The 21,996-nt window shown below is 61.5% G+C and carries 22 protein-coding genes; 18 read left to right on the plus strand and 4 right to left on the minus strand.

The annotated features are described in order from the left end of the window. Positions 1 to 178 precede the first annotated feature (178 nt). Complete coding sequence (locus tag RPMA_RS02790; protein WP_211911435.1) at positions 179 to 985, minus strand: SDR family NAD(P)-dependent oxidoreductase; 807 nt, start codon at positions 983 to 985, stop codon at positions 179 to 181. Between the two features lie 158 nt (positions 986 to 1,143). Between RPMA_RS02790 and RPMA_RS02795 the strand changes: the two genes are divergently transcribed. Beyond that, positions 1,144 to 1,869, plus strand: coding sequence for a CBS domain-containing protein (locus tag RPMA_RS02795; protein ID WP_211911436.1), 726 nt, complete (start codon positions 1,144 to 1,146; stop codon positions 1,867 to 1,869). A gap of 90 nt (positions 1,870 to 1,959) precedes the next feature. Here RPMA_RS02795 and RPMA_RS02800 read toward each other — a convergent pair whose 3' ends face one another. Continuing rightward, positions 1,960 to 3,015 carry a polysaccharide deacetylase family protein gene (locus RPMA_RS02800; RefSeq protein ID WP_211911437.1) on the minus strand — a complete coding sequence of 352 codons (1,056 nt, stop codon included), beginning with the start codon at positions 3,013 to 3,015 and terminating at the stop codon, positions 1,960 to 1,962. A 165-nt stretch (positions 3,016 to 3,180) separates the two neighbouring features. Here RPMA_RS02800 and RPMA_RS02805 point away from each other — a divergent pair, with 165 nt between their 5' ends. The 11 genes from RPMA_RS02805 to phoB all read left to right on the plus strand — a co-directional run bounded on the left by RPMA_RS02805 (position 3,181) and on the right by phoB (position 13,720). Then, positions 3,181 to 4,584, plus strand: coding sequence for an OmpA family protein (locus RPMA_RS02805; protein WP_211911438.1), 1,404 nt, complete (start codon positions 3,181 to 3,183; stop codon positions 4,582 to 4,584). Then, complete coding sequence (locus RPMA_RS02810; protein ID WP_211911439.1) at positions 4,581 to 4,880, plus strand: hypothetical protein; 300 nt, start codon at positions 4,581 to 4,583, stop codon at positions 4,878 to 4,880. Before RPMA_RS02805 ends, RPMA_RS02810 begins: the two co-directional genes overlap by 4 nt. 17 nt (positions 4,881 to 4,897) lie before the next feature. Further along, positions 4,898 to 5,413 carry a DinB family protein gene (locus tag RPMA_RS02815; RefSeq protein WP_211911440.1) on the plus strand — a complete coding sequence of 172 codons (516 nt, stop codon included), beginning with the start codon at positions 4,898 to 4,900 and terminating at the stop codon, positions 5,411 to 5,413. A gap of 265 nt (positions 5,414 to 5,678) precedes the next feature. Next, entirely contained in the window at positions 5,679 to 6,728 is a 1,050-nt protein-coding gene (locus RPMA_RS02820) for a putative bifunctional lysylphosphatidylglycerol flippase/synthetase (RefSeq protein WP_211911441.1), read from the plus strand. Positions 6,729 to 6,765: 37 nt separating this feature from the next. After that, positions 6,766 to 8,076, plus strand: a complete 1,311-nt coding sequence (locus RPMA_RS02825; RefSeq protein WP_211913402.1) for an ATP-binding protein — start codon at positions 6,766 to 6,768, stop codon at positions 8,074 to 8,076. 293 nt (positions 8,077 to 8,369) lie between these two features. Beyond that, on the plus strand, positions 8,370 to 9,380 hold the full coding sequence (gene pstS / locus RPMA_RS02830) for a phosphate ABC transporter substrate-binding protein PstS (protein WP_211911442.1): 1,011 nt from the start codon (positions 8,370 to 8,372) through the stop codon (positions 9,378 to 9,380). A gap of 146 nt (positions 9,381 to 9,526) precedes the next feature. Further along, positions 9,527 to 10,525, plus strand: a complete 999-nt coding sequence (gene pstC / locus RPMA_RS02835; RefSeq protein ID WP_211911443.1) for a phosphate ABC transporter permease subunit PstC — start codon at positions 9,527 to 9,529, stop codon at positions 10,523 to 10,525. 12 nt (positions 10,526 to 10,537) lie between these two features. Beyond that, entirely contained in the window at positions 10,538 to 11,383 is an 846-nt protein-coding gene (gene pstA / locus RPMA_RS02840; RefSeq protein WP_211913403.1) for a phosphate ABC transporter permease PstA, read from the plus strand. Next, entirely contained in the window at positions 11,380 to 12,204 is an 825-nt protein-coding gene (gene pstB / locus RPMA_RS02845; RefSeq protein ID WP_211911444.1) for a phosphate ABC transporter ATP-binding protein PstB, read from the plus strand. Before pstA ends, pstB begins: the two co-directional genes overlap by 4 nt. A 28-nt stretch (positions 12,205 to 12,232) precedes the next feature. Further along, entirely contained in the window at positions 12,233 to 12,943 is a 711-nt protein-coding gene (gene phoU, locus RPMA_RS02850) for a phosphate signaling complex protein PhoU (protein WP_211911445.1), read from the plus strand. A gap of 72 nt (positions 12,944 to 13,015) precedes the next feature. Then, a complete protein-coding gene (gene phoB / locus RPMA_RS02855) occupies positions 13,016 to 13,720 on the plus strand; it encodes a phosphate regulon transcriptional regulator PhoB (protein WP_211911446.1) in 705 nt (234 codons plus the stop codon). A gap of 192 nt (positions 13,721 to 13,912) precedes the next feature. On the opposite strand, the gene RPMA_RS02860 is transcribed toward phoB, so the two are convergent. Then, on the minus strand, positions 13,913 to 14,422 hold the full coding sequence (locus RPMA_RS02860) for a GcrA family cell cycle regulator (RefSeq protein ID WP_211911447.1): 510 nt from the start codon (positions 14,420 to 14,422) through the stop codon (positions 13,913 to 13,915). Between the two features lie 446 nt (positions 14,423 to 14,868). Between RPMA_RS02860 and RPMA_RS02865 the strand changes: the two genes are divergently transcribed. The 3 genes from RPMA_RS02865 (at position 14,869) to RPMA_RS02875 (ending at position 18,129) form a co-directional block, all read left to right on the plus strand. Then, positions 14,869 to 16,080, plus strand: a complete 1,212-nt coding sequence (locus tag RPMA_RS02865; RefSeq protein WP_211911448.1) for an aspartate aminotransferase family protein — start codon at positions 14,869 to 14,871, stop codon at positions 16,078 to 16,080. Further along, the gene (gene argF / locus RPMA_RS02870) at positions 16,080 to 17,006 is read left to right on the plus strand and encodes an ornithine carbamoyltransferase (RefSeq protein ID WP_211911449.1); all 927 of its coding nucleotides are present in this window, start codon (positions 16,080 to 16,082) and stop codon (positions 17,004 to 17,006) included. The genes RPMA_RS02865 and argF overlap by 1 nt, the downstream gene beginning before the upstream one ends. A 166-nt stretch (positions 17,007 to 17,172) precedes the next feature. Next, the gene (locus RPMA_RS02875; protein WP_211911450.1) at positions 17,173 to 18,129 is read left to right on the plus strand and encodes an Hsp33 family molecular chaperone; all 957 of its coding nucleotides are present in this window, start codon (positions 17,173 to 17,175) and stop codon (positions 18,127 to 18,129) included. Between the two features lie 126 nt (positions 18,130 to 18,255). Here RPMA_RS02875 and apaG read toward each other — a convergent pair whose 3' ends face one another. Then, positions 18,256 to 18,645 carry a Co2+/Mg2+ efflux protein ApaG gene (gene apaG, locus RPMA_RS02880; protein WP_211911451.1) on the minus strand — a complete coding sequence of 130 codons (390 nt, stop codon included), beginning with the start codon at positions 18,643 to 18,645 and terminating at the stop codon, positions 18,256 to 18,258. 238 nt (positions 18,646 to 18,883) lie between these two features. On the opposite strand from apaG, the gene RPMA_RS02885 reads away from it, so the two are divergent. The 3 genes from RPMA_RS02885 to RPMA_RS02895 are packed head-to-tail and all read left to right on the plus strand — an operon-like array spanning position 18,884 to position 21,868. After that, a complete protein-coding gene (locus RPMA_RS02885) occupies positions 18,884 to 20,149 on the plus strand; it encodes an OpgC domain-containing protein (protein WP_211911452.1) in 1,266 nt (421 codons plus the stop codon). Then, entirely contained in the window at positions 20,146 to 20,928 is a 783-nt protein-coding gene (locus RPMA_RS02890; protein WP_211911453.1) for an SGNH/GDSL hydrolase family protein, read from the plus strand. The genes RPMA_RS02885 and RPMA_RS02890 overlap by 4 nt, the downstream gene beginning before the upstream one ends. A 1-nt stretch (position 20,929) precedes the next feature. After that, the gene (locus RPMA_RS02895; RefSeq protein WP_211911454.1) at positions 20,930 to 21,868 is read left to right on the plus strand and encodes an SGNH/GDSL hydrolase family protein; all 939 of its coding nucleotides are present in this window, start codon (positions 20,930 to 20,932) and stop codon (positions 21,866 to 21,868) included. Positions 21,869 to 21,996: the final 128 nt, after the last annotated feature.

The raw sequence follows: 21,996 nt of genomic DNA on the forward strand, positions 1-21,996 counted from the left end.
AAGCAAGCTACGTGCCATTGTGTACAATGCGCAGATTCGATTTAGGCCTGAAATACATAGCCTTTCATTTCATAGGCTTATGTCGATGTTTGGCAATTGCCCATAAAATAGACAGAGGTCGCCAGTGCGCCTTCTGCTCAAAGTGTGGTCGATCGAGCGCAACTCAGCTCCGGATCGTTCAATCCCAGCCACTACCGACGATGCCCGGATTGGCGTAGACGATGCCGCCGTCCACGGCGAGGGTGGTGCCGACGACGTAGTCGCCCGCGCGGGAGGCGAGGAAAATCGCGGTGCCTGCCATATCCTCGTCCGTGCCGATGCGGCCAGCCGGCACCTTGGTGGCGACTTCATCGGCATTGTCGCGTGCGGCCTTGTTCATGTCGGACTGGAACGGGCCAGGGGCGATGGCCGTGACCACCACGTGGTCCTTGATCAGCTTCGCGGCCATGCGCCGTGTCAGATGGATCAGGCCGGATTTGCTGGCCGCGTAAGAGTAGGTCTCCAGCGGATTGACGAAAATGCCGTCGATCGAGGCGATATTGATCACCTTAGCGGGGCGATCCGCCGAGGCAGCTGCACGTAGCGGTGCGGCCAGGGCCTTGGTCAGGAAGAACGGGGCCTTGACGTTGAGCGTCATCACTTTGTCCCAGCCGCTTTCCGGAAACTCGTCGAATTCCGCGCCCCATGCCGCTCCGGCATTATTGACGAGAATATCGAGCTTCGGTTCGCGCTTCTTGATCTCCGTCGCGAGCATGTCGATGCCGGTCATGGTCGAGATATCGATCGGAAGAGCGATACATTCGCCGGAATAGGCTTCGCTCAATTCCTTCGCCGTGGCTTCACAGGCCGCGGCCTTGCGTGCGGTGATGTAAACTTTTGCAGCGCCATGGCTCAGGAAGCCGGCGGCAATCATCTTGCCGATACCGCGCGAGCCGCCCGTCACCAATGCGACGCGGCCTTGAAGCGAAAACAGATCCTTGAACATGACGCCTCCCATTTTCTGTCGTTGCGCCGATTGTCGGCGTCATGGCGGTTAAGTCAATGTGTCGGCGACTTGCGCTACATCAATGTTGGCGCCCCCTTTGGGCATAGGCTCTCACTTGCCGGATCAATCCGGCGGTCCGTTTGCCCGAGGAGGCTGCCATGAAGGCTCATGAAATCATGACGCGCAACGTCGTTACCATTGCGCCGGATGCATCCATTCACGATGCAGCAAAGTTGATGATCGAGCATCATGTCAGCGGTCTTCCGGTCGTCGATGCCGCGGGCAAGCTGATCGGTATCGTCACCGAACGCGATTTTCTGCGCCGCCAGGAGATCGGCACCGAACGACAGCGCCCGCGCTGGTTGGAATTCCTGCGGGGCCCCGGCCGTCAGGCGGTCGATTTCGTACGCGAAGCCGGGCGCAAGGTTCATGAGATCATGACACCGAATGTCTATTCGGTGATCCCTGATGCCGAACTGGCTGACATTGTCGATATCATGGAGCGCCATCGCATCAAACGCGTGCCTGTGGTGCAGGGTGAGCGGCTGCTCGGCATCGTAAGCCGGCACAATTTCGTCGTGGCCATCGCTGACGTGACCCGCAATACGGCGGATATCAGTTCGAGCGACTCACTCATCCGTCGCCGCGTTCTCGCAGTGCTGCATCAGCAGGAATGGGTGCCAGCGGGCCTGGAAGTGCGGGTTAAGGATGGCGTGGTGGACATCATCGGCTTTATTACCGACGAGAAAGTCCGTCGGGCCATCGTGGTCGCGGCCGAGAATGTCGCCGGTGTCGTGTCCGTCAACGAGCACCTCTGCTGGGTCGATCCGATGTCCGGGACCTATTTCCCGCCGGATCCCAAGCAGGTCGTTACAGGGGTCTGAGTTCAGCGCATTCGCTGGCAGTTAATGGAACGAGAGCCGCAGCCTTGTGCTGCGGCTGTTTCGTTTCAGCCTTTACTTCAGCCTTTTGCCTCAGCCTTGGCCCGCGCGCTGAAAGCCGTTCCACATTGCCGTGGCGGCGCCGGAGGTGAGAACCGGCAGATAGCGTGTGTCCTGATAATTGCCGTTCAGCGACACGCGCGGCAGCGCGGTAAGGCATGCCGCGTGTTCCGCCGAGATCACACCAGGCCTTGTCGTCACCGCCGTCTGGAAGCCGGCCGTCTGTGCCAGTGCAAATTCGCGCGCACCGGCCGCGGCGCGGTCGCCATAGGGGTAAGCGAGATGTACCGCGGCGCGCTGCAACGTGTTCTCGATATTGGCTCGGCTGGCAGCAAGCTCGCGCATCGCATCGGCTTCGGTCTGCTTGGCCAGATTGCAATGGCTCAGCGTATGGGCGCCGATGGTCACAAGTGGGTCTGCGGCGAACGGCTTCAACTCTTCCCATGACAGGCAAAGTTCGCGGCTGATCGCTTCTTCGTCGATCCCCTGTTGTCGGCACAGCGTCGTCATCTGCTGGCTCAGATCGGCTTCGGAGAGGCCGCGCAACCAGTCATGCAGGCGGCCAAAGGCTATCTCCTTGTCCTGCAGCGTCGCGCTGTTCAGGCGCACCGTGTTGCCGTTGATGGCCGCTTCGATGCGGTCGGCTTTGGCGATGAGGCGCTCCAGCGCGATCCACCACAGTCGGCCGGTTCCCGAGGCGAAGTCGCTGGTCACGAAAACGGAGAACGGCGCGTCGAAATCCCGCATCGCCGGCAAGGCGTGGTCACGATTATCTCGGTAGCCGTCGTCACAGGTGAAACAGACGAAGCGGCGGGAAAAGTCCTGTTCGGTCAGGCGGCGCTGCATCTCGTCCAAGGTCACGATATCGACATCGGTGGCGCGCAGATAAGCCAGCGTGGCACGCAGGAAGTCGGGGGTGATCTCGAGGTGGCGGTTGGGCTGGAATGTGCCGGAATGTGCGGGGCGCACATTGTGCAGCATGAAGACGGTGCCCACGCCGCCGAAAAAGGAACGTAATACCCGATGCGCGCCGCTGAAATACAAGGCATCCAGTCCGGCGCGAATGATCGTGTTGCGAATCTGCTTCATTTTGTAGCCGAACAATGGAATGCGACCCAAAGACATGATCAGAAACGATTGAACAAAGCGTTATTCCAATACCCTTGGCCGCGCCGGTAGGGCAGCCTTGATTTCAGTTTGACAGTCCCGCAAGGGTTTGTTTTCTCTCTGTTTCCCATTCCCGCAGGACGACGAATGCACGGTTTTTACAGGTGGAGTGCCAAATGGTGGCCAGGGCTTATTCCACTCGCCATCCTCTGGGGCGCCGCAGCCTGGTTTAGCACGCTTCCTCTGGAAGCGGACTTAACGGCGCGCAGTACCGAAGTGCTGAAAAGCACAGTTCTTGATAAATCGCAGATCACCGTCGCCGGCCGCGATGTCACATTCTCTGCGGAAGCATTCTCGGAAGAGGGGCGCCGCAGCGCCGTTGGCTCTGTGGAAGCGACGCCGGGTGTGCGGATGGTCAATGACGGAACGCGCCTGGTCGCGGAGGCCAAGCCGTTCGTTTGGGTTGCCGAGCGCGACAATGTGCGCGTGACGCTGTGGGGAACGGCGCCGCTGCCGGCCAGCAAGGCGCGGATCGCCGAGGCGGCGAAGGCCGCTCTTCCAGGCACTGAAGTGTCCGATCGCACGGGTCTGAAGCGTGGCGCGCCGCCGCGTTTCGATGCGGCAGCGATCCTGCTGCTCGATCAGGTTGCCAAGCTGAAGGAAGGCAAGGCGACCATCATGGATACCAATATCAGCATGACGGGCATGGCCCGCGACCTCGGTGGACGCGAGGCGATCGCTGCCGCGCTGAAGAATCTTCCGGAAGGCTTTGCGGTTGCCGCGAATGACATCAAGGCGCCGCCTTACGTGTTCCAGGCCAACAAAGACCCTGTCGCGAATACGCTGACCCTCAGCGGCTATGTGCCTGACAACAATGTTCATGCTGCGCTTGTGGCAGCAGTGGCGCGCAAATTCACCAACGACAAGATCGTTGACAATCTGAAGGCCAGTATCGGCGCGCCCGCCAATTTCGCTGCAGGTGCCACGTCGGCGCTCGGGGCGCTCTCGCGCCTGTCGACGGGGACGCTGGTGATCAACGACCGCGAGGTCAAACTGTCGGGTGATGCGCTCTATGACGCCGCCGCGGAGCAAATCCGTGCGGGTCTTGGCAAGGAGTTGCCGCAAGGCTGGCAGGCGAAACCGGAGATCTCGGTGAAGCCTGCGGCTGCGCCCGTGGATGCGAGCGTCTGCCAGCAATTGTTCAAGCAAAATCTGACCAAGGGTCGCATCCGCTTCGAGTCATCGAGCGCCAGCATCAATGCGGACTCGGCCGGCCTGCTGGATCGGCTGGTCGAGATCGCCATGCGCTGCCCGATGACCCGTTTCGATATCGTCGGTCACACCGACGGGGACGGTGATGCCGCGTTCAATCAGACGCTGTCCGAAAAACGAGCCGCCGCTGTTGAAGACTATCTCGTCAAAGCGGGGTTGCCTGCGGATCGGTTCGAGACCTCGGGCTACGGTGCCAGCCAGCCCATCGCCGGTAACGACACGGAAGATGGCAAGACCCAGAACCGCCGGATCGAATTCGTGGTGAGGCCAAATCCATGACCTATCTCGCAACGTTTCTTTGGGGCTGGCTTCTCGGTGCCCTCCTGATCGGCTTTTGTATGGGCTGGGTCGCCGTGGTTTATCGCGGCCGGTCCGTGCCCCGGGCCTGGATTCAGCGATTGTCGGTGCTCGCCGTCATCATTGTCGGCGTCGCGGCTGCAAAGCTCGTTCCGGGCCGGTTCGGTTACTGGCTCGATCTCGGCCTGGCATTGTTCGGCTTCTACATCGTCGGCTGCGCCATCGGCTCGTGGCTGCGCGATATCGTGGTGACAAAGCAGCAGGCGCGGTTTCACTGAGGGAGCGGGAATAGTAGATGTCGCTCCTTGCGCAGTATCAGACGTTTGGCCGCTACAACCGATGGGCTAACGGCCTGCTTTATGATGCAGCCTCGGGCTTGCCCGATGAGCAGTATCGTGCCGATCGCGGCGTTTTCTTCAAGTCGCTGCACGGCACGCTCAACCATCTGCTTGTCACGGATCGCATCTGGCTGAAGCGCTTTACAGGCACCGGCGAGGCAGCCGATCGGCTCGATGCCATCCTGCATGATGATCTGGCGACCCTGCGTCTCGCGCGCGAGGCTGAGGATGATCGCATCGTCACATTCGTCGATGCACTCGACGAGGCGAAGATCGCCGGCACCATCAAATTCCGGCGGGTTTCGACGCCGGAGGAATTCGAGGAGCCGTTGCTGCCATTGCTGGCGCACTGGTTCAACCACCAGACCCATCACCGCGGGCAGGCACACGCCATTTTGACGGGTCTCAATGGCAAAGCGCCGGAATTGGATCTTCTATTCTTCCAACGTCTTGTCGCCAAAGCGTCCGTCTAGCCGGCGACAATTCTGCCGATCCATGCGAGGCTGCAATTTGCCGCAGCGGCCGGCGGGATCCGCTGATAGTTTATTAGGCCTCGCCTAATATACTGAGTGGGCTCGTGTTTATTCTCGTCATTCGGATTCCGTTTCGGCACGAAACGCGCTACGACGGATGTGCTGGAAACGGCCCGGTGAAAGTGATGAGGTAGCGGTTCCGCCCAAGCGGGTCTGACAGGATTGGTCCGACGTCCCAGCGGTTGGGGTCGCATTCGAGGTAGAGATGCTGGAAGCAATACGCAGGACGGCCACGTTTCTGCGCGAGAAGCAAATCCTGCACAAACTCGGTGTGCTTGCCAGCATCGCGGTCATCGGCATCGCCTGCTGGATGCTCTACCATAAGCTCCGTAACGTCGATACGGCGCGGGTTCTGAAGTTCATCGCCGAAACCGAACCGCGGCTGATCGTACTGTCCGCGCTATCGGTGGCCGCAGCCTATTTCACCCTGACCTTCTATGACTGGTTTGCCGTCCGCACCATCGGGCGTCGGGACGTGCCGTATCGCATCAATGCGCTTGCTGCGTTCACCAGCTATTCCATCGGCCACAATGTCGGCGCGTCAGTCTTTACCGGCGGCGCGGTGCGCTATCGCATCTATTCGGCGTGGAATCTGTCGGCGGTAGATGTCGCCAAGATCGTCTTTCTCGCCGGCCTGACGTTCTGGCTCGGCAATCTCGCCGTGCTGGGCATGGGCATCGCCTATCATCCGGAAGCGGCCAGTGCGATCAACCAGGTGCCGCCTGCGGTCAATCGCGTCCTCGCTTATGTCGTCCTCGCCGGCCTGGTCGGCTATGTCATCTGGGTGTGGATGAAGCCGCGCAGCGTCGGTCGCGGGCCATGGTCGGTGGTGCTGCCGGGCGGGCCGCTGACCCTGTTGCAGATCGTGATCGGCATCGTCGATCTCGGTTTCTGCGCACTGGCGATGTATATGCTGGTGCCGAATACGCCCGGCGTGGACTTTGTCACCGTGGCGGTGGTGTTCGTCTCGGCGACCCTGCTTGGCTTTGCCAGCCATTCCCCGGGCGGGCTTGGGGTGTTCGACGCCGCCATGCTGGTCGGCCTCGAAATGATGGACCAGGATCAACTCCTGGCCGGCATGCTGCTGTTCCGGGTGCTTTACTACCTTGCTCCCTTCTTTATCTCAGTCATGTTACTGACGTTTCGGGAGCTTATTGTCGGGGCGCGATCAAAGAAGCTGCAGCAGATCGCGGATGAGCCTCAGCCTGGCGTTGGCCAGTCCCTGAAAAAACACGGTGGCTCCGGCGCCGGATAACGCGAAGAAGCGGCAGCAGGAAGAGACACTGCCCCAGATGGCTATCGAAGCTTCTCCCTCGACCATGTTCTCGCCGTGGCCGGACCGATTGCGGCATTCCGCGATTGTCCTGCTGGTCGCAGGTCTCGCGCTCGCTGCACTCGTGTTTTTCGGTGAATTATCGCCGCTTCGCGCCGGTATCGTCTTCGCCTGCATCGCGGGTGCGGCGCTCGTGCCGTGGCGCCTGCATGATGGTGAAGCCACGCAAGACGACGCCATGATCAATCCTGTCGAACAGCCTGCCGTGCGCGCCATTGTCGGTGGTATTCCGGATCCTGCCGTGCTGCTCGATCGCGCAGGACGCGTCATTCATCTCAATGCCGCCGCCGCCCAGCTGGCGCCGGCGCTGCGTAAGGGCGAACTCGCGCAATTCGCACTGCGGTCGCCCGAAATCATCGCAGCGCTGCGCGAGGCCATTGCCAATACCGAGCCGCGTCGGACGTCCTATGTGAATCACGTTCCGGTTGATCGCTGGATGGATCTGGTGGTGACGCCCGTTCCGGTACCGACTGCATTCGGCGGCACGGATACGTGCATGCTCATGACGTTCCACGACCAGACGCCGATCCGGCGGGTCGAAGAAATGCGCGCCGATTTCGTCGCCAATGCCAGCCACGAGCTGCGTACGCCGCTCGCGGCGTTGTCGGGCTTCATCGATACGCTGCAGGGGCCCGCGAAGGACGACGCGAAAGCGCGCGAGCGCTTTCTCGGCATCATGCACATCCAGGCCACCCGCATGGCACGGCTGATCGACGATCTGCTGTCGCTGTCGCGTGTGGAGCTTTCGGCGCATGTCCGCCCTGATACCCAGATCGACATCACGCCGATTATCCGCCAGGTCGGCGATAGTCTGGAGCTTCTCGCCAATGAGCGTGGCGTGAAGATCGAGATGGAGTTGCCGGACGGCCCCGAAATGGTCGCTGGCGACCGGGAAGAGCTGCTGCGGGTCTTCGAGAATCTGATCGAGAACGCGCTGAAATACGGGGCCTCCGGGGAGCGGGTGGTGGTCAGTCTGGTGCATGCCTCGACGACCGAAGGCGTGTCCGAGATCCGGGTGTCCGTACGCGATTTCGGGCCCGGCATCGCGCCCGAGCATCTGCCGCGTCTGACGGAGCGCTTCTATCGGGTGGATGTCGGCGATAGCCGTGCGCAGGGCGGAACCGGGCTGGGCCTGTCGCTGGTGAAGCACATTCTCAACCGTCACCGCGGTCGCTTGCTGATCGAAAGCGTGCCCAAGCAGGGCGCGACTTTCACGGCCGCGTTCCCGCTGCCCAAGGCGCTGTCACAAAACGCCGCACCCGCGGCCTGATGGTATCGCGCGCCGCGGCGTCAGCCGAAATCCCGCTTTGGAAACAGATTGTTAACCGTTGAACGCCCGCTCTGAGGGCGTTCTTGGGGCTGTCATGAATGGCCGCGCAAACGGCTTTTTTGCGCGCAAAATCGAGCGTCGGAATCGATATTCTATCGCTATTTCAATGGGTTGATCGTGTCATCTAGGTGTCACGGAACTATCATAAAAGCACAATCGTCCGCCCCTAAACGGGCGGCGTGAGCACAGCAAGGCGCATTCGGCGTGGAGCTCACGACAGATTGGAGATACCCATGAAATTCCTCAAAGCGATCGTCGCTGCCGGCCTGGTGGCCGCTTCGACCTCGGCCTTCGCTGCCGACATCACTGGTGCCGGTGCGACGTTCCCGTTTCCGGTCTACTCGAAGTGGGCTGACGCCTATAAGAAGGAAACCGGCAACGGTCTGAACTACCAGTCGATCGGTTCGGGCGCTGGCATCAAGCAGATCCAGGCTAAGACCGTGACCTTCGGTGCCACCGACGCGCCGCTCAAGGCTGAGCAGCTCGAAAAGGACGGCCTGGTTCAGTGGCCGATGGTGATGGGCGCGATCGTTCCGGTCGTGAACCTTGAAGGCATCAAGTCGGGCGAGCTCGTCCTCTCGGGCGAAGTGCTGGCCGATATCTATCTCGGCAAGGTCAACAAGTGGGACGACGCCGCGATCGCCAAGCTGAACCCGAAGCTGAAGCTGCCGTCGGCTGCGATCACCGTGGTTCGTCGTTCGGACGGTTCGGGCACCACCTTCAACTTCACCGACTATCTCTCCAAGGCTTCGGCTGACTGGAAGACCAAGGTCGGTACCGGTACCGCCGTCGAGTGGCCGGTTGGCGTTGGCGCCAAGGGCAACGAAGGTGTTGCTGGCAACGTCGGCCAGACCAAGAACGCCATCGGTTATGTCGAATACGCCTATGCCAAGCAGAACAAGCTGACCTCCACCGGCATGGTCAACAAGGCCGGCAAGCCGGTGCAGCCGACCATCGCTGCCTTCCAGGCCGCTGCTGCCAACGCTGACTGGGCCAAGGCTCCGGGTTACTACGTGATCCTGACCGACCAGCCGGGCGACGCTTCGTGGCCGATCACCGCTGCGACCTTCATCCTCATGCACAAGACCCCGACCGACAAGGCGGCGTCGGCTGAAGCGCTGAAGTTCTTCAAGTGGTCGTTCGAAAAGGGCGGCAAGGCTGCCGAAGAACTCGACTACATCCCGATGCCGGACTCGGTCGTCAAGCTGATCGAAAAGACCTGGTCTTCGGACATCAAGAGCTAAGCTTTCGCTCTTGCGCGGAGGAGAGGGGCATCTCTCCTCCGCTTCTTTCTAGCTGATTTCACTTTTTCTTTTCGCGTTTCACGCCCTGACAGGCCCATTCAGGGTGTCGTGTTTCGGGTATCAAATAACAACACAGGGGACTGGGCGTGGCAGATATGGCCGTACAGAGCTCTTCGATGGACGCCGCTGGACCGTATGACCGCGCCAAGGCGCTCAACGCATTCAAGACCGGTGACCAGTTTTTCTACTGGCTGACGCGCATCTCGGCGCTGTCGGTGCTCTTCATTCTCGGCGGCATCATCCTGTCGCTGATCGCAGGTGCGTGGCCGGCGCTGAAGGAGTTCGGTTTCTCCTTCCTGTTCACGCAGCGCTGGGCGCCGTCGGCCGAACCGCCGGTGCTCGGTGCGCTCGGCCCGATCTATGGCACGCTCGTCACCTCGCTGATCGCCATGTCCATCGCCATTCCGGTCGGCATCGGCATCGCGATCTTTCTCACCGAACTGTGCCCGAACTGGCTGCGTCGCCCGATCGGCATGGCGGTTGAGCTGCTCGCCGGCATTCCCTCGATCATCTACGGCATGTGGGGCTTCTTCGTGCTCGGCCCGTTCCTGGCCAACCACTTCCAGCCGTTCCTGATCGACGTCTTCGAAGGCGTACCCGTGCTCGGCACCATCTTCGCCGGCCCGCCGTCCTATCTGTCGCTGTTCAACGCGTCGCTCATCCTCGCCATCATGGTGCTGCCCTTCATCACGGCGATCTCGGTCGACGTGTTCAAGACGGTGCCGCCGGTGCTGAAGGAAGCAGCCTATGGCGTCGGCTGCACCACCTGGGAAGTCGTCCGCAACGTCGTCATTCCCTACACCCGCGTCGGCGTGATCGGCGGCGTGATGCTGGCGCTCGGCCGTGCGCTCGGCGAGACGATGGCGGTGACATTCATCATCGGCAACTCGTTCAAGATCACCGGTTCGATCTTCGGGCCAGGCACCACGATCTCCGCGGCCATCGCTTCGGAATTCGCTGAGTCCGACGGTCTGCATCAGTCCGGCCTGATCCTGCTCGGCCTGCTGCTGTTCGTGCTCACCTTCCTGGTGCTGTCGGCCGCCCGTCTGATGCTGCTGCGCCTTGAAAAGAAGGCAGGAAAGTAAGTCATGGCAACCTTGAACCCGATTTACGTCTCGCGCCGTCGCAACGACAAGATCGTCCGCGGTCTGTGCATGGGTGCCGCCATCTTCGGTGTCACCTGGCTCGCTTTGATCCTGTTCACGTTGTTCTACAACGGCCTTGCCGGCCTCAGCGTGCAGATCTTCACCCAGAACACGCCGCCCCCCGGCTCCACCGAAGGTGGCCTGCTCAATGCCATCGTCGGTTCGGTCATCATGACGGTGATCGGCGTCGGCATCGGTGCGCCGCTTGGCCTGTTCGCCGGCACCTATCTGGCGGAATACGGCAAGCACGACAAACTCACCTCGGTGATCCGCTTCATCAACGACGTGCTGCTGTCGGCGCCTTCGATCATCATCGGCCTGTTCGTTTACGGCGCGGTGGTTGTTCCGATGGGTGGCTTCTCGGCCTTCGCCGGTTCTCTTGCGCTCGCCGTGATCGTCATCCCGGTGGTCGTCCGCACCACGGAAGACATGCTCGGCCTTGTTCCGAACCCGCTGCGTGAAGCAGCCTCGGCGCTCGGCCTGCCGCGCTCGCTGGTGATCAAGCGGATCGCCTATCGTGCGGCTCGTGCCGGTCTCATCACCGGCGTGCTGCTGGCGACCGCCCGTGTCGCCGGTGAAACGGCACCGCTGCTGTTCACCGCACTGAGCAATCAGTTCTTCAGCCTGGATCTCGGTAAGACGATGGCCAACCTCCCGGTCACCATCAACAACTTCGTCCAGAGCCCCTACGAATACTGGAAGCAGCTCGCCTGGAGCGGCGCGCTGATCATCACCCTGACCGTCCTTGCCCTGAACATTGGCGCGCGCTTGCTCGGCGCCGAGAGGAAAGCAAAATGAGTGATCTCTCTGTGTCCGCTGCCAATCCCAGCGTTTCGATGCCGCCGTCCATGATCCAGGGCGATACCCGCCCCAAGGTCAGCGTACGCGACCTGAACTTCTATTACGGCGAACACCACGCCCTGAAGAAGATCAACCTGAACCTCGCCACCAACCGCGTGACCGCCTTCATCGGTCCGTCGGGTTGCGGCAAGTCCACGCTGCTGCGGATCTTCAACCGCATGTATGACCTCTATCCGGGTCAGCGCGCGGAAGGTCAGGTCATGCTCGACAGCCAGAACATTCTGGACCCGAAGCTGGACCTCAACCTGCTGCGTGCCCGCATCGGCATGGTGTTCCAGAAGCCGACCCCGTTCCCGATGACGATCTATGAAAACATCGCCTTCGGCATCCGCCTCTACGAAAAGATTTCCAAGGCGGAGATGGACGTGCGCGTAGAGAAGGCGCTGCGTGGCGGTGCGCTCTGGAACGAGGTCAAGGACAAGCTCAACGCTTCGGGCCTGTCGCTCTCGGGCGGTCAGCAGCAGCGTCTGTGCATCGCGCGCACCATCGCGGTGCGTCCGGAAGTGATCCTGTTCGACGAACCGTGCTCGGCGCTCGATCCGATCTCGACCGCCAAGGTCGAAGAGCTGATCGACGAATTGAAGGATCAGTACACGATCGCGATCGTGACCCACAACATGCAGCAGGCTGCGCGTGTCTCCGACACCACCGCCTTCATGTATCTCGGCGAGCTGGTTGAATTCGATCAGACCAACAAGATCTTCACTTCGCCGAGCGATCGCCGCACCCAGGATTACATCACCGGCCGTTTCGGCTGACGCGACATTATCGCGAGAGGATTGAGCTATGGCTTTTGAACACACGACCAAGGCCTTCGACGACGACCTCCAGGAACTTACCCGCCTCGTCGCCGAGATGGGTGGCCTAGCCGAGCGTCAGATCGCAGAGTCCGTCGATGCCTTGATCCGCCGCGACGTCGCCCTCGGCGCACGCGTGGTGGCCACTGACGCTGAAATCGATCACCTGCAACGGGCGATCGAAGAACGCGCCGTCCTGACGATCGCCAAGCGTCAGCCGATGGCCGTCGATCTGCGCGAAATCGTTGGTGCGCTCCGCGTTGCCACCGATCTCGAACGTATCGGCGATCTCTCCAAGAATATCGGCAAGCGCGTCAATGCGCTGGACAGCGATTTCCACCCGCTGAAGCTGATCCGCGGTCTCGAACACATGACTGATCTGGTCAACACCCAGGTCAAGGCTGTGCTCGATGCCTATGCCGCCCACGACCTGCCGGCAGCGATGACGGTCTGGAAGGGCGACGAAGAGATCGACGCGATCTGCACCTCGCTGTTCCGCGAACTTTTGACCTATATGATGGAAGATCCGCGTAACATCTCGTTCTGTATCCATCTGATGTTCTGCGCCAAGAACATCGAGCGGATCGGCGATCACGCGACCAATATCGCCGAGACCGTGTTCTACATGATCGAAGGTCAGCAGATGGTCGACAAGCGCCCGAAGGGCGACATGACCAACTTCGCGACTCCGGTGAGCTAAGGCTTCTCGCGGCGAGCCGAGCTCGCCGCGACTTGCTCGCCTTTGCCGCACGACAGATAGGAAACTAGCCATATGAACGCGCGCATTCTGGTAGTGGAAGACGAGGAAGCTCTGACCACGCTGCTGCGCTACAATCTCGACGCCGAAGGTTACGACGTCGAGACGGTTGCCCGCGGCGACGATGCCGACACCCGCTTGAAAGAGCGCGTGCCGGACCTCGTGGTCCTCGACTGGATGTTGCCCGGCCTGTCCGGCATCGAACTGTGCCGTCGCCTGCGGGCCCGGCCGGAAACCAAGGCATTGCCGATCATCATGCTCACCGCCCGCGGTGAGGAAAGCGAGCGCGTTCGTGGCCTTGCGACCGGCGCTGACGATTACATCGTCAAGCCGTTCTCGGTGCCTGAGCTGCTCGCCCGCGTGAAGGGTCTCCTGCGTCGCGCGGCGCCGGAGCGTCTCGCCACCGTGCTGGCTTTCGGCGATATCGAGCTGGATCGCGACAAGCGCCGTGTGGTGCGCGCCGCCCGTCCGATCGATCTCGGCCCGACCGAATACCGGTTGCTCGAATTCTTCCTCGAGCATCCCGGCCGCGTGTTCAGCCGCGAGCAACTGCTCGACAGCGTCTGGGGCCGCGACATCTATATCGACGAGCGCACCGTTGACGTGCACATCGGTCGTCTCCGCAAGCTGCTCAATCCGGCCGGCGAACCCGACCCGATCCGCACCGTGCGCGGCGCTGGCTACGCGCTCGATGATCGCTTCGACAAGGCGGCGGAGTAAGGCGCCGCTGGCATTGTTAGACACCGTCATGGCCGGGCTTGTCCCGGCCATCTACGTCTTTGCCTTGGTCGAGGCGTGGATACCCGGCATACGCCGGGCATGACGGCGGTAAATCAGGCGTTTCTCAACGATCTAAAAACAAAAATGCCCGGCTCATCGCCGGGCATTTTTTGTTTGTGCTGTTTGCTGCAATCAGCGCACCGGCTTCGGTGCTGCGCGACGGCGGTCGCTCGCCGGCTGGTAGGCGATGCGCGAATGGTGCGCGCAATAGGGTGCGCCGGCCACGGACTTGCCGCCGCAGAAGTAGAAGTCGGCGCTGGCGGGATCGCCCACCGGCCAATGACAGGTGGCGTCGTTGAGCTCGACCAGCTGCAGGCGCTGGCTGATCGGGATGACGTTATCGACCGAGATCGGGTCCGGCTCCATCTCGACTTCGTAATTGTGCGCGAGAGCGGTATTGCCGCGGGCGATCGGGCGCGGCATCCGCACCATCTGCTGGGCGGGACGTGGCTTGCGCGGCCGCGGGGCAGCAGACGAGGGGCTCTTCGCGCGGCCCGACAGGCCCAGGCGATGGACTTTACCGATGACGGCGTTGCGGGTGACGTTACCGAGTTCCGCGGCGATCTGGCTCGCGGAAAGGCCGCCTTCCCAGAGTTTCTTCAATTGTTCGACGCGATCGTCGGTCCATGTGATTACCGTCATCGCATAATCCCTTCGTAGGCGCAGAACCAAAACGGGCCGCCGCGCTGCGATCTGAAACCTCAAAAACCTCGTGGTCAGAATCCCTTAGCGCTCACCGGGCGCGCTATCGCGTCCGGCCTTACGCCGCACTTATGGTGTCAAAGGGTCAACTGCCGCACGAGATGTCGTATCCGACAAGCGAAAAACTACAATATGGCGCGACTCACGCGCAAGAGTCGGGCGAGTCACATCCACATGCTTTGTGTCAACCAAACAAGAAAATCTGCTTTTTTGACGACCTCGTGTGACTTCAAGGCCTCAGTGCGCGGTTGACACCCTGCACAACGCCCATAGAATAATGCGCGCGTGCCGCCCGAGAAGGGCGGCACGTTTCGTTTTGAGGGTCTTTTGTCCGGTGTCGTACGGACGTCACGGACTCAAGACCACAGCTATTGATCGGAACGGTTATGACCAGCAACGCACCATCCTCGCAAATTTCTCAGGCGCATCTGCTGCCTGTCTTCGCGCGCGCGGATGTTGCCTTCGAGCGCGGTGAAGGTTCCTGGCTGATCTCGACCACCGGCGAGCGCTATCTCGATTTTACCAGCGGCGTCGCGGTGAATTCGCTCGGCCACGCGCATCCGCATATGGTCCAGGCGCTGCAAGAGCAGGCCACAAAATTGTGGCACATGTCGAACCTGTTCAAGAGCCCGGATGGCGAGCGCCTCGCTGCGCGGCTGTGCGAAAACTCGTTTGCCGACTTCGTGTTCTTCGCCAATTCCGGCGCCGAGGCGATGGAATGCGCGCTGAAGGTCACGCGCCACTATCATTTCTCCAAGGGAAACCCGGAGCGCACGCGCATCATCACGTTTGAAGGCGCGTTCCATGGCCGTACCCTCGGCACGCTGGCTGCTACCGGCGCCGCCAAGTATCTCGAAGGCTATGGCAAGCCGCTCGACGGCTTCGACCAGGTGCCGCTCGGCGATCTCGATGCGGTGAAGGCCGCTATCGGTCCGGAGACTGCTGGCATCGTGATCGAGCCGCTGCAGGGCGAAGGCGGCGTGCGCGCGGCTTCGAACGCCTTTTTCAAGGCGCTACGCGAGCTGTGCGACAAACACGGCATCCTGCTGATCTTCGACGAAGTGCAGACCGGCATGGGCCGCACCGGCACGCTGTTCGCCTATGAGCGCCTTGGCGTGACGCCGGACGTGATGTCGCTGGCCAAGGCGCTCGGCGGCGGCTTCCCGATCGGCGCGTGCCTTGTTACGGCTGCTGCTGCCGAGGGCATGGCGCCCGGCTCGCATGGCTCGACCTTTGGCGGCAATCCGCTGGCGGTGGCGGCTGCGAATTCCGTGCTCGACGTGATGCTGAAGCCCGGCTTCTTCGATCAGGTCAACAAAATGACGCTGCTGCTGAAGCAGAAGCTCGCCGGCGTGGTCGATCGCTATCCGACCGTGCTGCAGGAAGTGCGTGGCGAGGGCATGCTGATCGGCCTCAAGGCCGTCGTCCCGGCGCCGGATCTCGTCGGCGCGCTGCGCGATGCCAAGTTGCTGACAGTTGGTGCTGGTGACAACGTCGTGCGTTTCTTGCCGCCGCTGATCGTCACCGAAAGCGATATCGACGAAGCCGTGCAGCGTCTGGAACAGGCTTGCACCGTGTTTTCGAAGGGAGCGGCATAATGAGTACGCCGCGGCACTTCCTCGACCTCACGGCAGTCTCTGCCAGTGAGTTGCGCAATATTCTCGACGCAGCCGGCGCCATGAAGGCGAAGCTGAAGAGCAACGGTCTCGAAGACAATCGCCCGCTGAAGAACAAGACGCTGGCGATGATCTTCGAAAAGCCCTCGACGCGCACCCGCGTGTCGTTCGAGGTCGGCATGCGTCAGCTCGGCGGCGAAGTCGTCATGCTCACCGGCGCCGAAATGCAGCTCGGTCGCGGCGAGACGATTGCCGACACGGCGCGCGTGCTGTCGCGCTTTGTCGATATCATCATGATCCGTATCCTCAATCATGACTCGCTGATGGAGCTGGCAAACAACGCAACCGTGCCGGTCATCAACGGCCTGACGCGTTTTTCGCATCCGTGCCAGGTGATGGCCGACGTGATGACCTATGAAGAGCATCGCGGCTCGATCAAGGGACGGACGGTGGCCTGGGTCGGCGACGACAACAATGTGCTGATGTCCTGGGCGCATGCCGCAGAGCGCTTCCAGTTCAAGCTGAACATCGCGACCCCGCCGCAGCTCTCGCCGAAGAAGGCGTTCAAGGACTGGGCCAAGGGCTCGGGCGCGAACATCACCTTCTCCAACGATGCCGATGCCATGGTGAAGGGTGTCGATTGCGTCGTCACTGACACCTGGGTCTCCATGGGCGACAAGGAAGGCGAGATGCGCCACAACCTGCTGCGCCCGTATCAGGTCAACGAACGCCTGATGGGCCTCGCGCACAAGGACGCGCTGTTCATGCACTGCCTGCCCGCGCATCGCGGTGAGGAAGTCACGGACGCGGTGATCGACGGTCCGCAGTCCGTGGTGTTCGACGAGGCCGAAAACCGCCTGCATGCCCAGAAGGGTATTTTGGCCTGGTGCCTCAACGCGGTGAGGTGAGGAACTCTTTCTTCCCTCTCCCCCTGCACAGCTTCGCTGTGCTTGGGGAGAAGGAAGAGGGCTGCCGTATTTGGATCGGGTTCCTCGCCCTTCCGTTTCCGCTCCATGGTCACTAAATAGCGGCCATGACCTCATTCTCCGATCAAAATCTCCAGCCCGACACCCCATGCGCGCGCCATCCTCCGTTCCGGTCGATGACGCCGTGTTGCCGTTCGACGTTGCGCCGCTCGATCTGCGCGGTCGGCTGACGCGGCTGGGGCCGGCGCTCGACGAACTGCTTTCCAAGCACGATTACCCGACGCCGGTGGCAAAGCTGCTGGGCGAGGCGATCGTGCTGACCACTCTGCTTGGCTCGGCGCTCAAGTTTGACGGCCGTTTCATCCTGCAGACCCAGACCGATGGTCCGGTGTCGCTGATGATCGTCGATTTCCGTGCGCCCGATCGCATGCGCGCCTATGCGCGCTTCGATGCCGAGCGCCTGAAGGACGGCCTTTCAACGGCAGAGCTGCTGGGCAAGGGCCATCTTGCGATGACGGTCGATCAAGGGCCGGATATGAGCCGCTATCAGGGCATGGTCGCGCTGGACGGCGGTACGCTGGAAGATGCTGCCCACGAATATTTCCTGCGCTCCGAGCAGATTCCGACCAAGGTGCGCCTTGCCGTCGGCGAGGAGTGGCGCGGCGGCGAAGGCGGTCCGACCCATGGCTGGCGCGGCGGCGGCATGCTGCTGCAATTCCTGCCCAAGGCATCCGACCGTGCGCAGCGCGACATGCATGCCGGCGACGTACCCGAGGGCGCCGATATCGACGTGGTGCCCGAGGATGACGCCTGGGTCGAAGGTCAGTCGCTGATCTCGACGGTGGAGGATGTCGAACTGATCGATCCCGATCTGTCTGGCGAGCGGCTGCTGTTCCGCCTTTTCCATGAGCGCGGTGTTCGCGTCTTCGCGCCCACGCCGCTGCAGGCGAAATGCTCGTGCTCGCGCGAAGCGGTGTCCGGCATGCTGAAGGGGTTCGATCCCCAGGATCGCGCGGATATGGTGGAGAACGGCAAGGTCGTGGTGACCTGCGAGTTCTGCTCGTCGGTCTATGAGTTCACGCCGCAAGAAGCGGGCGTCGAATAAAGCGCTGATCTCACAGCCGTCATTGCGAGGAGCGTAGCGACGAAGCAATCCAGTTCTTGGCCCTGGATTGCTTCGCCCAAACGAACTGCGCTGCAATTCGTCAGGGCTTGCAATGACGGAGTTAAACTAGTTCAGCACCCGCCTGGTCGGTCCATCCAGCGAAAACAGCGGCACATCGATCTCGAACCGTTCGCCCTGGTCGGTCACCATCTGATAGGTGCCCTCCATGAAGCCTGATGGTGTCGGCAGCGGCACACCCGACGTGTATTCGAAGCGCTCGCCAGGCCCGAGCACGGGCTGCTCGCCTACGACGCCTTCGCCGCGCACTTCCTGCGTCTTTCCCGATGCATCGGTGATGACCCAGTGCCGCGTTTTCAGCTGCACGGTTTCCTTGCCCGCATTGGTGATGACGATCGTATAGGACCAGAAGAACTGCTGCTTCTCTGCCGAGGAACGGTCCGGCATGAAGTTGGGCTCGACGGTCACTTCGATCTGTCGGGTTACGGCGCGGTACATGGGATCATCACTCGGGGACGCTGGACCGGCAACATAACGAAAAACGAGGGAGCGGCAAAATACCGTTGTTATGCAAAATCGGCATCCCGGTTTGAACACAGTTCGTGCCTATCGCGTTCCCGGTTGTTAGCCTGCCGCGGCGGATCGCCTCACAAAAATCGCCTCGCCATGAATTGACTTGCGACGGTGCGGCGAAGCGGTTCTTTCTCCTCAGTCCATACTCGTTTTGCGGTGTTGAATGACCTCTGTTGCCGATCCGATTGCCGGACCCGCACATGCCGATGCGCCCCATGCGTCGTCTGGCGCAGCTTCACGCGCAGAGCCGCCGCCGAAGGTCACTGCCGTCAACGAACGCGAATTGCGCCTCGATCTGTTCCGCGGCCTCGCGCTATGGCTGATCTTTATCGATCACCTGCCGCAGAACCTGCTGACCTGGGCAACCATCCGCAATTACGGCTTCAGCGACGCCACCGAGATCTTCATCTTCATCTCCGGCTACACCGCAGCTTTCGTCTATGGCCGCGCGATGCAGGAGCAGGGAACCGTAGTCGCCAGTGCGCGTATCTTCAAGCGCGTCTGGCAGATCTATGTGGCGCATGTATTCCTGTTCACGATCTTCCTCGCGGAAATTTCCTACGTCGCCACGCGATTCCAGAACCCGCTCTATACGGAAGAAATGGGCATCCTCGACTTCCTCAAGGAGCCCGACGTCACCATCGTGCAGGCGCTGCTGTTGCGTTTCCGCCCGGTCAATATGGACGTGCTGCCGCTCTATATCGTGCTGATGCTGTTCCTGCCCTTGATCCTGTGGCTGATGCGGCGGCGCGCCGATCTCACTTTGGGCCTCTCGGTGCTGCTTTATGCTCTTACCTGGGAATTCGACTGGCATCTCACCGCCTATCCGAACGGATCCTGGGCATTCAATCCGTTCGCCTGGCAGCTGCTGTTCGTGTTCGGGGCGTGGTGCGCGCTGGGCGGCGCCGTCAGAATGACGCGCATCCTGAATTCGCCCATTACGCTTTGGCTTTGCGTTGCCTATCTGTTGGGGGCGTTCTGGGTGACGCTGACCTGGCACATCCCGCAGATCCATCATCTGCTGCCAAAGCTGCTGGAGCAGTGGATGTATCCGATCAACAAGCCCGATCTGGATGTGCTGCGTTTTGCTCACTTCCTGGCGCTGGCGGCCCTTACGGTCCGGTTCCTGCCGAAGGACTGGCCGGCGCTGAAGTCGGTCTGGCTGCGACCAATGGTGCTTTGCGGCCAGCATTCACTTGAGATTTTCTGCATAGGCGTGTTTCTGGCTTTTGCAGGTCAGTTTTTCCTGGGCGAGATCGCGGGCGGTGCCATCATGCACGGCCTGGTCAGCCTGATCGGGATCCTCATCATGTCCACCGCTGCGTGGGTATTCTCCTGGTACAAGCGCGTCACCGCGAAAGGCGGAGCGCGCGCCAAAAAGGTGCCTGAGAAGACAGGCGATGCCGATCTTGCAGGAGGGGGAGCATGATCACCTTGCTGCACCGCGTGCCGCTGCGACACGCGCTTTTGCTGGCCGTTCTGATGGCCAGCCCCGCGCAGGCCGATCCGGCCAAGCAATCCTGCGACGTCCCCGCCTATCTTCTGACCAGTGAAAGCTCGCTGCCGAAGGTGAAAGCAGCCGTGAAGCCGGACGGTAAGCTCAATGTTCTGGTCGTTGGCAGCCGCTCCTCGGTCATTGGCCTATCCGACCACTCCGCGGCCTATCCCACCCGCCTGCAGACCTATCTCAGCGAACGACTGCCGGGCGTGACCGTGGATGTCGCACTGGAACTGCAGGTGAAGAAGACCGCCGAGGAGATGGCGCCGACGCTCGGCAAGCTGGTTGAAGATCGCAAACCCGATCTTGTGATTTGGCAAACCGGAACCGTCGATGCCATGCGCCAGGTGGATGGCGACGACTTCCGCAACGCATTGGATGACGGCGTTGCTGCCATGCAAAAGGCCGGAACTGACGTCATTTTAATGAACTTGCAGTATAGTCCGCGCACGGAGTCCATGATTTCGGGCTCGGCCTACCTAGATAACATGCGTGTGGTGGCGCAGCAGCACGACGCTCCGCTGTTCGATCGCTTCGCCATCATGCGGCAGTGGAATGAAAATGGTGATTTCGACCTGTTCAGCCCCGCCCCCGGCACCGCCGGAATGGAGCTCGCAAAACGGGTGCACGACTGTCTCGGTCGCGCGCTATCGGCCTTCGTGATCGAAACGGCGCACATCAAGACAGCGGATTTGAGGATTCAGCGTTAAAATGAGTTTCGAAGCTACCTTGTCTCGCGTCCTTGTCGCCGCCGCACTTGCCGTCACGACTCCCGCATTCACCTCAATGGCGCATGCAGAGGATTCCCAGGCTGGCGCACAAGGACAGAGCCAGGCACCAAGCGATGGCCCACAGCGCGGCGTCGCCGGCAAGGCGATCGACAGGGTCAAGGAAGCTGCCAAGACAGCCACGGACATTCTGAGCCGCGTGCCTTGCCGCACGCCCAAGGGCGGCACCAAGGCGATGGGCACGCTGCCGCATGTGGCCAGCAAGCTCGCGGCGCGGCAGCCCGTGGTGATCGTCGCCTTCGGGTCGTCATCGACCCAGGGCCATGGCTCGACGTCCCCCGAATTCAACTATCCCAACCGCCTGGCTGCGCAATTGCGCCGAGCCTATCCCGGCGCCGATATCACCGTCCTCAATCGCGGCAAGGGCGGCGAGGATGCGCCCGAGATGATGGCGCGGCTGCAGGCGGAAGTGATCAATTCGAAGCCCGACCTCGTGATCTGGCAGCTCGGCACCAATGCGGTGCTGCGAAATCTCGATCCTGCTGAAACCGGCAAGATGATCGAAGACGGTGTCGGCCGCATTCAGGCTGCGAGCTCCGACGTGGTGCTGGTCGATCCGCAATATTCGCCGGCGACCGTGGAGAAGCCGGAAGGCACCAGCAAGATGCTGGCGCTCATGCACAAGGTGGCCGCGCTGCACAAGGTCGGCATCTTTCCGCGCTTCGAGGTGATGAAGGAATGGCACGAAGGCCAGCAGATGGCGTTCAGCTCATTCGTGATCGCCGATGGCCTGCATATGAACGACTGGGGCTATGCCTGCTTCGCGCAGCTGCTCGGCGACAACATCATCAAGTCGGTGGGCGCCATCAAGATGGGCACCAACGAGCCGGCCGTGCAACAGGCGCAGCAGCGGCCGCTGTAGGTTAACTACGCCACGCACTCCATCATCGTCATCCTGAGGTGCTCGCGCGATAGCGCGAGCCTCGAAGGATGCGGCGACGAGCTCGCGGCCCATCCTTCGAGGCGTGCGCTAGCGCGCACGCACCTCAG

It is taken from the genome of Tardiphaga alba, from assembly GCF_018279705.1.
Taxonomy (GTDB): domain Bacteria; phylum Pseudomonadota; class Alphaproteobacteria; order Rhizobiales; family Xanthobacteraceae; genus Tardiphaga; species Tardiphaga alba.